This window comes from Paenarthrobacter sp. TE4293, from assembly GCF_050435325.1.
Lineage (GTDB): Bacteria > Actinomycetota > Actinomycetes > Actinomycetales > Micrococcaceae > Arthrobacter > Arthrobacter nitroguajacolicus_C.
This window is the reverse complement of record NZ_JBNJRY010000001.1, coordinates 277,894-292,226: the sequence shown is the minus strand read 5'-3', so window position 1 is coordinate 292,226 and position 14,333 is coordinate 277,894. Positions and strand designations below refer to the sequence as shown.

Annotated in this window: 13 protein-coding genes and 1 tRNA gene; 12 read left to right on the top strand and 2 right to left on the bottom strand. The window is 63.8% G+C overall.

What is annotated here, in order from left to right; translation table 11 throughout:
- The first annotated feature begins 4 nt into the window (after positions 1–4).
- Positions 5–1,345 (top strand): 3-oxoacyl-ACP reductase, encoded by a 1,341-nt coding sequence (locus QF015_RS01390; RefSeq protein ID WP_310204783.1) that lies wholly within the window; start codon positions 5–7, stop codon positions 1,343–1,345.
- The gene (locus QF015_RS01385) at positions 1,342–2,268 is read left to right on the top strand and encodes a MaoC/PaaZ C-terminal domain-containing protein (protein ID WP_429386370.1); all 927 of its coding nucleotides are present in this window, start codon (positions 1,342–1,344) and stop codon (positions 2,266–2,268) included. The genes QF015_RS01390 and QF015_RS01385 overlap by 4 nt, the downstream gene beginning before the upstream one ends.
- A 139-nt stretch (positions 2,269–2,407) precedes the next feature.
- On the opposite strand, the gene QF015_RS01380 is transcribed toward QF015_RS01385, so the two are convergent.
- Positions 2,408–2,493: transfer RNA gene (locus tag QF015_RS01380), tRNA-Leu, on the bottom strand.
- 268 nt (positions 2,494–2,761) lie between these two features.
- Between QF015_RS01380 and QF015_RS01375 the strand changes: the two genes are divergently transcribed.
- Together QF015_RS01375 and QF015_RS01370 are read left to right on the top strand one after the other, a co-directional pair.
- Complete coding sequence (locus QF015_RS01375; RefSeq protein ID WP_429386368.1) at positions 2,762–4,066, top strand: M20/M25/M40 family metallo-hydrolase; 1,305 nt, start codon at positions 2,762–2,764, stop codon at positions 4,064–4,066.
- 27 nt (positions 4,067–4,093) lie between these two features.
- Entirely contained in the window at positions 4,094–5,278 is a 1,185-nt protein-coding gene (locus QF015_RS01370) for an acyl-CoA dehydrogenase family protein (protein ID WP_310204774.1), read from the top strand.
- On the opposite strand, the gene QF015_RS01365 is transcribed toward QF015_RS01370, so the two are convergent.
- Positions 5,275–5,508, bottom strand: coding sequence for a DUF5703 family protein (locus QF015_RS01365; protein ID WP_310204771.1), 234 nt, complete (start codon positions 5,506–5,508; stop codon positions 5,275–5,277). The two genes, QF015_RS01370 and QF015_RS01365, sit on opposite strands and share 4 nt — an antisense overlap.
- A gap of 39 nt (positions 5,509–5,547) precedes the next feature.
- On the opposite strand from QF015_RS01365, the gene QF015_RS01360 reads away from it, so the two are divergent.
- The 8 genes from QF015_RS01360 to QF015_RS01325 all read left to right on the top strand — a co-directional run bounded on the left by QF015_RS01360 (position 5,548) and on the right by QF015_RS01325 (position 14,322).
- Positions 5,548–5,805 (top strand): hypothetical protein, encoded by a 258-nt coding sequence (locus QF015_RS01360; protein ID WP_310204769.1) that lies wholly within the window; start codon positions 5,548–5,550, stop codon positions 5,803–5,805.
- Positions 5,806–6,058: 253 nt separating this feature from the next.
- Positions 6,059–7,741 (top strand): sugar transferase, encoded by a 1,683-nt coding sequence (locus tag QF015_RS01355; RefSeq protein ID WP_310204765.1) that lies wholly within the window; start codon positions 6,059–6,061, stop codon positions 7,739–7,741.
- A 58-nt stretch (positions 7,742–7,799) separates the two neighbouring features.
- Positions 7,800–8,909: a Gfo/Idh/MocA family protein gene (locus QF015_RS01350; RefSeq protein ID WP_310204761.1), complete on the top strand. Its 1,110-nt coding sequence runs from the start codon at positions 7,800–7,802 to the stop codon at positions 8,907–8,909.
- Entirely contained in the window at positions 8,906–9,925 is a 1,020-nt protein-coding gene (locus QF015_RS01345; RefSeq protein ID WP_429386364.1) for an NAD-dependent epimerase/dehydratase family protein, read from the top strand. The genes QF015_RS01350 and QF015_RS01345 overlap by 4 nt, the downstream gene beginning before the upstream one ends.
- Positions 9,922–11,079 carry a DegT/DnrJ/EryC1/StrS family aminotransferase gene (locus QF015_RS01340; RefSeq protein WP_429386363.1) on the top strand — a complete coding sequence of 386 codons (1,158 nt, stop codon included), beginning with the start codon at positions 9,922–9,924 and terminating at the stop codon, positions 11,077–11,079. The genes QF015_RS01345 and QF015_RS01340 overlap by 4 nt, the downstream gene beginning before the upstream one ends.
- Before the next feature lie 5 nt (positions 11,080–11,084).
- Positions 11,085–11,747: an acetyltransferase gene (locus QF015_RS01335; RefSeq protein ID WP_310204751.1), complete on the top strand. Its 663-nt coding sequence runs from the start codon at positions 11,085–11,087 to the stop codon at positions 11,745–11,747.
- A 5-nt stretch (positions 11,748–11,752) separates the two neighbouring features.
- Positions 11,753–12,817, top strand: a complete 1,065-nt coding sequence (locus tag QF015_RS01330; protein WP_310204748.1) for a glycosyltransferase family 2 protein — start codon at positions 11,753–11,755, stop codon at positions 12,815–12,817.
- Complete coding sequence (locus tag QF015_RS01325; RefSeq protein ID WP_429386360.1) at positions 12,814–14,322, top strand: oligosaccharide flippase family protein; 1,509 nt, start codon at positions 12,814–12,816, stop codon at positions 14,320–14,322. The genes QF015_RS01330 and QF015_RS01325 overlap by 4 nt, the downstream gene beginning before the upstream one ends.
- Positions 14,323–14,333 lie beyond the last annotated feature (11 nt).

The following is a 14,333-nucleotide window of genomic DNA, read 5'->3' as shown; positions in this document are numbered from 1 at the left end:
TTCCATGACAGACAAGTACACACAATTGGTGAGCCACGGGCTCGGCAAAGACGTCGCGAAAAGGCTCGGATTGCCGCAGCCCGTGGTGCTCCGGCGCTACCAGGCCGGCGCCCCGCTGATCACTGGCCCGGTTCTGGTGAACGGCGACAGCGCAGGTGCCGACGATATTGCCACCACCCTCCTTGGATGGGGCCTGGACGTCCGGCGGAACGCGTTGCCCAAGGAAAAGCTGGGCGCCATCATCGTGGTGCTCGATGCTGTCCAGCATCCTGGAGACCTGGCCAAACCCGTGCTGACCGCGGGCACTTCGCTCCGGGACCTGGCACCCAACGCACGGGTTGTCACCATATCCCGGACGTCCGGGTCCGCCGATAACCCCGCCTCGGCTGCAGCACGGCAAGGTGTTGACGGTTTGTTGCGGTCCCTGGCCAAAGAACTCCGCGCCGGTGCAACAGCCAACGGCATCCTCCTGGACGACAACCTGGCGACCACCAGCCCCTCCGCCCTTGGCGCCCTGAGGTTCTTCCTTTCCGGGCGTTCGGCCTATGTTGACGGGCAGTTCCTGACCGTCAGCTCCACTGCCGGCACCTTGCCAACCACCTCGGAACAGCCGCTTGCCGGGAAAGTCGCAGTAGTGACCGGCGCGGCCCGTGGCATCGGAGCTGCCATCGCCAGGACGCTGCACCGCGACGGCGCAACGGTAGTGGCCGTGGACATCCCTGCGGCCGGGGATCACCTGGCTGCAGTGGCCAATGAAGTACGGGGTACGGCGCTCCAGCTCGACATCAGTCGTGACGACGCCGGCCACCGGATCATCGAACACGCCGTGGAACGCCACGGCCGGCTCGACATTGTGGTCCACAATGCCGGAATCACGCGCGACAGACTTCTTGCGAACATGGACGAAGGCCGCTGGCAATCGGTCATCGCAGTGAACATCGCAGCGCAATTGAACATCAATGAAGCCCTGTTGGCATCAGAGCATTTCAAGAACTCACCCCGCATCGTATCCGTGGCTTCCACCAGCGGCATTGCGGGCAACCGGGGACAGACCAACTATGGCGCTTCCAAGGGCGGCGTGATCGGCATGGTGAGGTCCACAGCCTCCTTGATGGAGCCATTCGGCGGCACCATCAACGCCGTCGCCCCGGGATTCATTGAAACCGAGATGACAGCCCGGATGCCCTTTGCCATCCGCGAGGCTGCGCGCAGGCTCAACTCGCTCAAGCAAGGCGGGCAGCCCCAGGACGTTGCCGAAGCCATTGCCTTCCTGGCCAGTGACGCCGCCGGTGGAATATCCGGTGAGGTGCTGCGCGTTTGCGGACAACAGCTGGTGGGAGCATGACGACGTCCCAGCCCGTGGTCCTTGGCGAATTGCCGTCCCTGTCCAAGCTGTACGTCAACGCGGCCACTACAGCTGCCCGTCGTCGGGTGTTGGGCGCATCAGCCGGCCAGCATACTTTGCCCACGGTCAGCCATGAGGTCCGGAACATCAGGGCCGACGTCGAGAACCTGACTGCTTACCAGCACTTGGTGGGGGAGACGGCCAGTGACATCCTGCCGGCCGGGTATGTCCACGCGCTGGCTTTCCCGGTGTCCATGAGCGTCATGAACCGGGACGACTTTCCGTTGCCGCTCCTGGGGATGATCCACCTGAAGAACTACGTGGAACAGCGGGTTCCCATTACGTTCTCCGAGGCCCTGGACATCCGGTCCTGGGCTGAAAACCTGGCGGGCCATAAGTCAGGAACCCAACTGGACATAGTGGCAGAGGTCCGTTCCAGTACCAACGGCGGGCTGCTGTGGCGTGGCATCTCCACCTATCTGGCCAAGGGAGTCTTCCTGCCGGGAATCGACAAACCCGGAGGCGCGAACGGCGCAACAGCACCCACGGACTTCTCGCCGCCGAATCCCACAGGCCTGTGGCATTTGGGCCTGGAAACGGGACGAAGCTACGCCACTGTCTCCGGCGACTTCAACCCCATCCACCTGAGCGTGCTCTCTGCCAAAGCGCTGGGGTTGCGGGGGTCGATCGCGCATGGCATGTACTTGGCCTCCCGCGCACTGGCCGACGTGGGGGCAGTCAAGGCTGATTCCTTTACGTGGAACGTCGCCTTTGAAGCTCCCGTGTTCCTCCCTGCCCGCGTCGCCGTGGATATCGCGACGGTCCAGTCCGGTTCAGGGAGTTGGGAACGCTCGGACTATGTTGCGTGGAATGCCCGCAGCGGCCGTCGGCATTTCACCGGCAGCGTGGCCGCCTTGGGCTGACTCTCCAAGACACCGTGAGCGGCGGCCACCAAAGGGTGGCCGCCGCCGTCGTTGTTGGTCCTCGTGCGGCTCCCCTTACCGGGATGAAACAACACAAAACAAAACAAGGCCTGGAATCCATGGATTCCAGGCCTTGTGCTGGTGCGCGGAGGGGGACTTGAACCCCCACCCCCTTTCGAGGACTAGCACCTCAAGCTAGCGCGTCTGCCATTCCGCCACCCGCGCAGGTGGTGTTCAGAGGAGCCTGTTTGCACCTTCCGGTGCTTCACTTTCCTCCGAAGCAGCGAGAAAAACTCTAACACGGTTTCCGATGCCTGAAAAATCGGTGCTGGTCAGGGACGCCTCCAGGGACGCCTGACGTCTTACGGCGATATGAATTCCTGACGACCGCACCTGCCGGTGAGTAGGCTGATGGGATACGGGACGGCCATGCTGCGGAATCCGCAGTGCACGTCGCCGAAACCTGCAGCCCAGCCACGCAAGGAGAATTTCCATGTCTGTCATCCGCCCCGAAGATGAAGTCGTCCGGATCTGCCAGGAACTGATCCGCATCGATTCCTCCAACTTCGGCGACGACACCGGACCGGGGGAGCGAGCAGCCGCCGAATACACGGCCGGACTCATTACCGAAGTGGGCCTCGAGGCCGAGATCTTCGAATCCGCCCCCGGCCGCGCCAACGTGGTCACACGCATGGCCGGCGAGGACCCCTCAGCGGATGCCCTGGTGGTCCATGGCCACCTGGACGTTGTTCCGGCCCTCAAGGACCAGTGGAGTGTTGATCCGTTCAGTGGCGAGCTTAAGGATGGACTGGTCTGGGGCCGTGGCGCCGTGGACATGAAGGACATGGACGCCATGATTCTCTCTGTCATGCGTGACTTCGCCCGCACAGGCCGCAAACCCAAGCGGGACATTATCTTTGCGTTCTTTGCCGACGAGGAAGCCGGCGGCACCTATGGTGCCCGCTACGCCGTGGAACACCGGCGGGAATTGTTCGATGGCGCCACGGAGGCCATCTCGGAAGTGGGCGGCTTTTCCGCAACCATCGGCGGGCAACGCACCTACCTGCTCCAGACTGCAGAAAAGGGCCTCTCCTGGCTGCGGTTGGTAGCACACGGACGCGCTGGCCACGGATCGCAGATCAACACCGACAACGCTGTCACCCGTTTGGCTGCGGCCGTCACCAGGATCGGCGAGTACAAGTGGCCGGTGGAATTGACCCCCACCACGCGCCAGTTCCTGGACGGCGTGACGGAACTGACCGGCGTCGAGTTCGATCCGGACAACCCGGACATCATCCTCAAGGAACTCGGCACGGTCGCCAGGTTTGTGGGCGCGACGCTGCAGAACACGTCCAACCCCACGCTGCTGCGTTCAGGCTACAAACACAACGTCATTCCGGAATCTGCCGAGGCCTTCGTGGACTGCCGCACCCTGCCCGGGCAGCAGGAATTGGTTTTCGAGACCATCAAAGAGCTTGCAGGCGATGGCATCGACGTCAACTACGTGAACAAGGATGTTTCACTGGAAGTACCGTTCGCGGGGAACCTGGTCGATTCCATGATCGACGCCCTGCATTCAGAGGATCCCGGCGCCAAGGTCCTTCCGTACACGCTGTCAGGCGGCACGGATAACAAGTCGTTGAGCAAGATCGGCATTACCGGCTACGGTTTTGCGCCGCTGATGCTGCCGGAGGACCTCGATTTCACCGGGATGTTCCATGGTGTTGACGAGCGCGTCCCTGCGGAATCGCTCCAGTTCGGCGCCCGCGTCTTGAACACCCTGCTGAGCAACTACTAAACGCACACCAACAGAAGGAGGCTGGCGATGGCTCCCGAGGAAATCCTTCCCGATGCGCTGCTTGAGCGCCTGCGCGGCCGTGCTGCCGGTTATGACCAGAACAACCGGTTCTTCCACGAGGACCTGGAAGAACTGGCCGCTGCCGGTTACCTCAAACTCTTCGTGCCGGAGGCCGACGGCGGATTCGGACTCGGTCTCGAAGCGGTAGCTGCCTTGCAGCAGCGTCTCGCCACGGCGGCCCCGGCCACGGCGCTGGCCGTGAATATGCACCTGGTGTGGACCGGCGTCGCGCAGGTCCTTGCCGCCAGGGGCGATGCGTCGCTGGACTTCGTCCTCAAGGAAGCAGCGCAGGGGGAAGTCTTTGCCTTCGGCATTTCCGAAGCCGGCAACGATTCCATGCTGTTCGATTCCGGCACGGTTGCCGAGCCGCTGCCCGATGGGGGCTACAAATTCACTGGCCGGAAAATTTTCACGAGCCTCTCCCGCGGTTGGACCCGGCTGGGGACGTTCGGGAAGGACGCCGATGCCAGGGACGGTGAAGGGGAACTGGTTTTCGGTTTCCTCCGCCGCGATGAACCAGGCCACGAAACGCTCAGTGACTGGGACACCATGGGCATGCGGGCCAGCGCCTCGAACACCACGCTGCTACACGGCGCAGTGGTTCCGGCGGAACGGATCTTCCGCAAGTTGCCGGTGGGGCCCAACAGAGACTTGCTGATCTTTGCGATTTTCGCCTGCTTCGAGACCCTGCTCGCCGCGGTCTATACGGGTGTGGCGGAGCGCGCTTTCACTCTTGGCGTGCAGAACGTCAAGCGCAGGGTCTCGGCCAAGTACGGCGGACGCAGCTACGCGCAGGATCCGGATATCCGGTGGAAGGTGGCCGACGCCGCCCTGGCCATGGATGGCATTTCACCACAGATATCCACCCTTGCCCGCGACGTGGACAACCTTGTTGACCACGGCGCCCAATGGTTCCCCAAACTGGTGGGCCTCAAATCCCGCGCCACGGAAAACGCCCGCTACGTGGTGGACCTGGCCGTCAGGGTCACGGGGGGCTCCAGCTACTTCAGGGGCTCGGAAATGGAACGCCTCTACCGTGATGTCCTCGCCGGGATTTTCCATCCGTCCAACGATGAATCCGCACACAACACGGTGGCCAACGCCTGGTTGGGGCCGTTGGAAGACCCACGGCCCGGGACGTCAGGATCCTAGACGGTCCGCTGTATGGAGTACACCTTGCGCCGCAGCCAGAAGCGACGACCACCGCCAAGGTAGAGCACGCTGCGCTCGAGTTCCCATTTGCCGTACTCGGAATGTTCTGCGAGCCGGCGCCTGGCTTCGGGCAGCGAATCCTCAGGTCCCACCGTCAGGACGAGGTACTCGTACTGACGTGCATAGTCTCTTTGGCGCTCCACGGAGCTACCTGGAAATTGTTCTCTCATCCCTCTCCATTTTCGTCTTTTTCCGGCTAACGTGAAGTCATGAGCATCGATCCGCGTGTCGCGCTTCAATCACTGACCGCCGCCCTCGAAGAGCACTTGGCCGCCGCATCCGCCCGGCGCGGTGAGGGCGACCCTACTGTCGAGGCCGCGTTTTTCGCCGTCGCCGATGCTTTCGAAGTCTACGAGGACGCACTCTACGAGGCGTATTCCGAAGTCACCCCGCTGCAGGTCTTCGACGACGAGGATGAAGAAGACGACGAAGTGGTCGACGAAGACCTGGAAATCGTCGAAGACTAGGAAACCGGGAACCGGCCACCTTCGGGTGGCCGGTTTTTTGTGCCCTTTTCCTTCCTGTTTGTGGCGTTTCCGGCCCGGATTTCCGGGGATTTTACGTGTGGGACCACGTAGTCCGTGAAGTGCCGGTCAGGTACTTGCACGTAGGGGTCATAGGTAATCCTGCGCAAAGTTGAGTATCGACTACTGGTGCGCCCCAAGGGAGCCACGGCTTCACTGATAGGTAGGCAACGGCAGGTCTGCGAAGAAGGCTGACATGGTGAAAGTTCCAGTCTTGCGATTGGGCAAGGCAACGGCACCGAAGGGTGTGGTCCATGCCTCCGCGGGGTCAGCGTTTTCCGGCCAGTCTGTCGCCGCCGACGTCAATCCGCCGGCGTCTCCCTGGATTGACAAGTCCGCTGCTGCACAGCGGACTGAAAAGGCGGGACTGGCGGCGCTGGGATCGGATGTCACCCTGGACCTCGTGCTGCCGCCAGTCACCCACCGCCGCCCCCGCGCCAAGGCTCCGCTGAAGGACCGCTGGACGTGGACCCGATACCTGACCAACAGCCTCCGCCTGGCAGACACCGCCTTGGTTGCAGGCGCTGTCCTGGCAGGGCTGGTGGTCAACACGAACGACATGGTGCTTGCAGACGGCAGCCCTGAGCAGGCACGACACCTGTTACTGGGTGTGATCCTCGGAGTCGTCTGGCTGGCCGCCCTTGAGGTGTACAGGACCCGGGACCCCAAAGTGCTCGGTGTAGGTCCGGAGGAGTACAAACGTGTTCTCTCGGCCAGCTTCCGGGTCTTCGGCTTTCTCGGCATCGTAGCGGTCGTCTTCCGTTTGGAGGCTGTCAGCTCGTTTGTCCTGGTCTCCTTGCCCGTGGGCTTGGTCGCCCTGACGGGGAGCCGGTGGGGTTTCCGCCGGTGGCTGAGCCACGAGAAAGCACGGGGGCGTTGCCTTTCCCGGGCCATCGTTGTTGGCGAGCCCCAGGACGTCAGGTACGTCATCAAGCAGATCAACCGAAAGTCCGGCGCGGCCTACGACATCCTGGGCGCCTGCCTTCCGGGTGCCCGCCGCGGAACTGTCCTGGCTGTGGACCATCTGCGCGTCCCGGTCCTGTCCTCGATCTACGGAGTAGCCCACACTGTCCGGACGACCGGGGCGAACGCCGTGATCGTGGCCGGTCCTGTGCCCGGTGGAAACCAATTCATCCAGGAACTTGGCTGGCAACTGGAGGAAAACGCTGCCGAGCTGGTTCTGGCCGCGACGCTGACCAACGTGGCCGGCCCCCGTATTCACTGGCGGCCTGTTGAAGGACTTCCACTGATGCACGTGGACATCCCGCACTATTCCGGGGGCAAACATACGCTCAAGCGGCTGATGGACATTGTGGTGTCCGCGGTTGCCTTGCTCGTCCTGGCACCCGTCCTGCTCATCCTGGCCGCGATTGTCCGTGCGGACAGCCCCGGGCCGGTCCTGTTCAAACAGGAACGGATCGGCAAGCAGGGCAGCACCTTCCAGATGCTGAAGTTCCGTTCCATGGTGGTGGACGCCGAAGCGAACCTGGAGGCCCTGAGCAGCCAGGACGAGGGTGCGGGGGTCTTGTTCAAGATCCGCGGCGACCCACGTGTCACCCGGTGCGGGAGGTGGATGCGGAAGTACTCCCTGGACGAACTGCCCCAATTCTGGAACGTCCTGACGGGCACCATGAGCCTGGTGGGACCCAGGCCGCCGCTCTCACGGGAAGTCAGCGGTTACGAGCGCCACACGCACCGCCGGCTCTTGATCAAGCCGGGCATTACGGGACTGTGGCAAATCAACGGACGCTCGGACCTCCCATGGGACGAGGCGGTCCGGCTGGACCTCTACTACGTGGAGAACTGGTCAATAGCGGGGGACTTAATGATCATGTGGCGGACCTTCCGGGCCATGACCCGGCCATCCGGCGCCTACTAATGAAAGTCATGCAGTACCTGACAAGATCCGCGCTATCAACACAGAAGTCGAGTGGGAAATGAGCATACGAACTATTCCATCAGGACAACTGAACGGCCAGGCACTGCGGCCAAGGCTTCGCATCGCCGTGGTAGGGGCAGGGTATTGGGGACCCAACCTCGCCAGGAACCTGAAAGCCAGCCCCGACTGGGACCTGGTGGCCATTTGCGACCTTGACGTCGAAAGGGGCCTCAGGCTGGCCGAAACGGTAGGCGGCGTGGCCGTCGTCGAATCCTTGGACGAACTGTTGGACACCTACAACCTGGACGCCGTCGCTGTAGCGACACCTGCCCATACCCATCACGGCGTGGTGATGACAGCGCTTCGGGCCGGGAAACATGTCCTGGTGGAAAAGCCACTGGCAGACAGCCGGGCGAAAGGCCTTGAAATGGTGGAGGAAGCCAAGTCCAGGGGACTGGTGCTGATGGCGGACCATACCTACTGCTTCACTCCCGCAGTCCTGAAGATCCAGGAGCTCGTGGCCAGCGGGGCCCTGGGCGACATCCTCTACGTCGACTCGGTCCGGATCAACCTGGGACTCGTCCAACCGGACGTCAACGTCTTCTGGGACCTTGCCCCACATGATCTTTCCATCCTTGACTTCGTCCTGCCGGGAGGATTGCACCCCACCGAGATCGCAGCCCATGGGGCAGACCCCTTGGGCACGGGCCGGGACTGCGTGGGACATCTGACGTTCGGCTTGCCCAACGACGCCATGGTGCACATCCACGTGAACTGGCTCAGCCCCACCAAGATCCGGCAGATGATCATCGGCGGGTCAAAGAGGACCTTGGTATGGGATGACCTCAACCCGCAGCAACGCCTGAGCGTCTACGACCGCGGGGTCAGCCTGGAACACCAGCCGAGGTCAGCGGCGGACAAACGGACATCCGCCATTTCCTACCGCCTTGGCGACACCTGGTCGCCTGCGCTGCAGGAACGCGAGCCTTTGGGCCAAGTGGTGGCAGAACTGGCAACGTCCATCCGGAACCACACCATGCCGCGCACCAGCGGCGAATCCGGGCTCCGCGTCCTGTCAGTACTGGAGGCGGTTACCCAGAGCCTGAGCACTGACGGGCAGTCCACCGTGGTGGCCGGCAACGAGGTCAATCTCCAGGTAGTGCGGTGAAAGAGCTGCTCGGCGCCAACATCCTGGTCACGGGTGGCGCCGGAACCATAGGATCCACGCTCGTTGACCAACTGCTCGACGCCGGCGCGGCGCACGTCGACGTACTGGACAACCTGGTGCGGGGACGCCTGGCGAACCTGGACAACGCCTTGGCCAGCGAACGGGTGGACCTCGTCAAAGGGGACCTTCGGGACCGCGACCTTGTACACGACCTCACCCGCGGCAAGGACCTGGTATTCCACCAGGCCGCCATCCGCATCACCCAGTGTGCCGAGGAACCCCGGCTGGCACTCGAAGTACTGGTGGACGGAACGTTCAACGTGCTCGAGGCCGCTGCCGGACACCCGCTGGAGAAACTCATCCTGGCCTCCAGTGCCTCCGTCTATGGCATGGCCGAGGAGTTCCCCACCAGCGAACGCCACCACCACCACAACAACGACACGTTCTACGGTGCCGCAAAATCGTTCAACGAAGGAATGGCCAGAAGTTTCCGGGCCATGTCCGGCCTGAACTACGTGGCCCTGAGGTACTTCAACGTTTACGGCCCACGGATGGACGTGCACGGCCTGTACACCGAAGTGCTGGTCCGTTGGATGGAGCGCATCGTCGATGGGCAACCGCCGCTGATCTTCGGCAGCGGAGAGCAGACGATGGACTTCATCCACACCGCCGATGTCGCCCGGGCCAACGTTCTGGCCGCGACCAGCGATGTCACTGAAGGGGTCTACAACATCGCCAGCGGCACCGAAACCAGCCTTGCCGGGCTGGCCCAAACCCTGCTGGATGTCATGGGTTCCCCCTTGCACCTGGACCACGGACCGGAAAGGGCCGTCAACGGTGTCGCGCGGCGCCTCGCCGACGTCTCGGCAGCACGGAAGGACCTCGGTTTCGAGGCTGCCGTCGGCCTGGAAGACGGGCTGCGCTCGCTGGTGACGTGGTGGGAGCCGCTGCGCGAGGAAATCGCAGCCGCCCGGACCGCCAACCAGCCCGGGTCTCCGGTAGTTGGTGCGCGATGACCGTGTCCGGGACGCGCTTGGGACGCATCGATGTCATGAAGCCCTGGCTGGGTGAGGAGGAAGCCCAGGCCGTGGCCGAGGTCATCGCCTCAGGGTGGGTAGCCCAAGGCCCCAAAGTCCGCGAATTCGAAGAAGCCTTCTGCACGGAGCAACAAGCAGGCTACGCTGTCGCGACCTCCAGCTGCACCACCGCCCTGCACCTCGCCCTCCTGGTGGCCGGCGTGGGCGCGGGTGACGACGTGGTGGTTCCGTCCTTCTCCTTCATCGCCACAGCGAACGCAGTAACGTACGTGGGCGCCCGTCCGGTGTTCGCCGACGTCGACGTCACGACCGGTTGCGTCACAGTTGAGACCGTGCAGGCCGCCCTGACTCCGGCAACCAAGGCAGTCATCGCCGTGGATCAGGGCGGAGTCCCTGTTGATCTCGATCCCATCCGCGCGCTCTGCGACCCCCGCGGCATTACCGTGGTGGAAGATGCTGCCTGCGCCATCGGTTCCCGCTATCACGGCCGGCCGGTAGGGGCCGGCGCGGAAGTGGCCGCCTGGTCCTTCCACCCCCGCAAGGTCCTCACCACAGGAGAGGGCGGCATGCTCACCACCTCACGGCAGGACTTCGCGGACACCTCACGGCGCCTGCGTGAACACGCCATGAGCGTTTCTGCCGCAGACCGCCACGCCAGCATTCTCGCCCCCGCGGAAGAGTACCGCGAGATCGGGTTCAACTACCGCATGACCGACCTTCAGGCCGCCGTCGGAATCGTCCAGCTGGGCAGGCTTCGCGAAGCCATCCGGCGGCGACGGGAACTGGCCGCCACGTACGCCCACGCCTTTGCCGGCGTCGAGGGCTTGCGCATGGTCACTGACCCGACCTACGGGATCAGCAATTTCCAGTCCTGCTGGCTTGAAGTAGGACCAGGTTTCCCTGTGGGACGGGACGGGTTGATGTCCCTTTTGGCCGACGACGGGATCTCCGCGCGGCGCGGCATCATGGCAGCCCACCGCCAACCGGCGTATGCGGGCAAAGATACCGGCGGCGCCGCTTTGGACGCCACCGAATGGTTGACGGACCACACCCTCATCCTGCCCCTTTACCACCAGCTCTCATTGCACGACCAGGTCCGCGTCATCGATTCCGTGCTTCGGGCAGCGGGGTGACCGGCATGAGTGAACTTCTCCTCATCGCAGCGAGCGGCTTGGCCAGGGAAGTCCTGGCCATGGTCCGCAGCAGCGGACCCTTTGACGTCATTGGCATCCTCGACGACGACGAAGACAAACTCGGGCGGGTGGTGGACGGTGCACATGTGCTCGGCCCCATCCGCGACGCACTCAAATTCCCCCATGCACTCCTGCTCGTCTGCATCGGCTCCGGAGCGGGCCGCGAAAGCGTCGTGATGCGGCTCCGGACCCTCGGACTGGATGAAAAGCGCTACGCCACCGCCATCGATCCTTCCGTCCAGGTGCCCGAGGGCTGCATGATCGGCAGGGGCAGCATCCTTTTGGCACATGTGAGCATGACCGCATCCGTGAGCGTCGGCAACCATGTTGTCGCCATGCCGGGTGTCACGTTCACCCACGACGACGAGATCAGCGATTTCGCGACGTTCGCCTCCGGCGTCTCGCTCGGAGGAAACGTCCACATCGGCAGGGCCGCCTACATCGGCATGAACGCCAGCGTCCGCGAGCGCACATCCATCGGCGCGAAGGCCACCATCGGGATGGGTGCCGCCGTTTTGACCGACGTGCCTGAGGACGAGACCTGGGCCGGAGTACCGGCACGGGTGATCAGGCGGGGAAATTCTCCTGCCCTGGAGGGCATCCTATGAAACTGATGCGGCCCATACCTCTGCTGCACCCTGCGAGCGTGTCCGTGGTGGTGCCTTGCTACAACTACGGACATTACCTCCCTGAAGCTGTGGCCAGTGCGTTGTCCCAGGACGGCGTGGATGTGGAGGTCATCGTGGTCGATGATGCCTCCACCGATGGCAGCGCCGCCGTGGCGTGGCGGCTGGCATCGGAGGACCCCCGCATCACTGTTGTCCTGCACGAAAGCAACCAGGGGCACATCGCGACGTACAACGACGGGCTGTCCAGGGCGCGGGGCCGGTATGTCACGCTCCTGTCTGCCGATGACGTGATCGCTCCCGGTGCGTTGTCCCGGGCCGCGGCCTTGATGGAGGCCAACCCGCGGGTAGGTATGGTCTACGGCCTCCCCCGGGACTTCACGGAACGACCTCCGGCCGTTCCCCTGCACGAACGCACCACGTGGACTGTCTGGGAGGGCAAAGCCTGGGTTTCGCTGGCATGCGCCCGGGGGAGGAACTTCATCCTTTCCCCCGAAGTGGTCATGAGGACCGCTGCCGTGCTCAGCGTTGGGGCTTACAGCACCATGCTTCCGCACTCCGGGGACCTGGAGTATTGGTTGCGGGCCGCAGGCTCCTGGGATGTGGGCCGGATCAACGGACCCGTCCAGGCGTTTTACCGGGTCCATGGGGCCAACATGCACCAGACCGAGTTCGCCGCAGCCGCCGTTGACCTCAAACACCGGCTGGAAGCCTTCCGGGTCCTCGAGGATCCCCGGTTTCCCACCAGCCCCAAAATCCGTGCGAGGCAGTTGCAGCGGGCCAAGTGTGCCCTGAGCAAGGAAGCCGCACACTTGGGGTTCAAGGAAATCAACGGCGGCGGATCCGTGGAAGCTGCCGTCGAGCTGCGCAAGTTCATCGAGTGCCTCCACGAGGTCCCTGGGAACGTCCACCGGGCCAACGCCTTGCAGGCCAGGATTATCCGGGCGAACCGCGGCCACAAACCCGGCGCCGTGCGGCTGGCCTCCGGGTACGTCCGCAGCCAACTGGACCGTGTCCGTTGGCGCATCTGGGCCATGACAGGAATCTCATGACGACGCTGAACGGGCAGGACCGCACGCTGGGCAACCGGGCTGCGAGCGCCACGCTGTGGGGCGGCGTCAACATGGCACTGGGCAGGGTCGTGCAGTTTGCCACCACCATCATCGTGGCCCGGCTGATGGCGCCGGAACACTTCGGAGCGCTCGCGGTAGCCATTGTGGTGCAGACCGTTGCCACGAACATGGCTGAGCTCGGCGCGACTGCCTCCTTGGCCCGCGGCACCGGGGACCCGGACAAGATCGCCCCCACGGTCTTCTCCATCGCCTTGGTGACCAGCGGAATCATGACCGCGGCCGCCATCGTGCTCGCACCCTCCTTGGCGGCTGCCTTCGATGACCCGGCCGCGACGCCGGTGATCCAGGTTCTCTCGATCACCATTCTCCTGCAGGGAATCGGCGCCGTACCCTCCACCATGGTGTGGCGGGAGTTCCTGCAAAAGCCGCGGGTCGTCGTCGACCTGTGCAGCCTGGTAACTGTGCTGGTGCTCGTGGTGCCGATGGCTTTGGACGGCTGGGGTGCCATGGCGCTCGCGTGGTCCAGGGTCGGCGGACAGCTGGTGGCGATGGCCGGGTATTGGATGATTACGCCGAAAAGGTACGCGCCCGGTTTTGACAGGGTGGCCGCTGTGGAGATCCTGCGGTTGGGCATGCCGCTGGCGATGGCCAACCTCGTGGTGTTCGTGACCCTGAATGTGGACTATCTGCTGATTGGCCGGATGCTGGATCCAACGGCCCTGGGGCTCTATCTGCTGGCATTCAACCTGGCGGGGCTGCCAAGTTCGGTCATCACAGCGGTCATCCGAGCCACTGCGGTGCCAACGTTCGGCAGGCTCTACTCCGAGGGCACCCTCGGTGCGCTGGCCAGCAAGTTCGTGACCGGTGTTTCCTACTGCGCCTTTCCGATCTCGGCGATGGTGACAGCGCTGGCGCATCCCTTGATCGTGACCGCCTACGGTGGGGCCTGGGCACCGGCGGGGATTGCACTTGCCACGTTGGGAGTATTTGGGGCCACCAGGATCCTGGTGGAACTCTTCGCCGACCTAAGCGTGGGCGCCGGCCGCACCGGATGGCTCTTTTGGGTCCAGGTGGCCTGGCTCGCGACCCTCACGCCGGCGCTGTTCCTGGGGATCACTTGGTGGGGTATTGCCGGTGCCGGGATCGCCCACGCAGCGGTGGCCTGCCTGGTGGTCATTCCCGTCTACGTCACATCCTTGACATCAGTCCTGCACACCAGCGCGTGGAAGCTCCTTCGGGGAAGCATCCGGCCACTCGTGGCGGCCTCCTTGGCTGGGGCTGCTGCCTGGCTGGCCACACAAGGGATGGCCAACCCGGCCATGGCCCTCGCTGCGGGCACACTTGTTGGTTCAGTCCTTTACGTCCTCCTGACATTCCGCCAGGGACAACAGCTTGTGGCGGAAGTCCGCGGGCTGCTCAGAGTCAAGGCCGGCACACCGGGGCCATCCATCGCGGGGCGTCCCGAAAGCGCAGGCCAGCGATGATACAGCCGGCA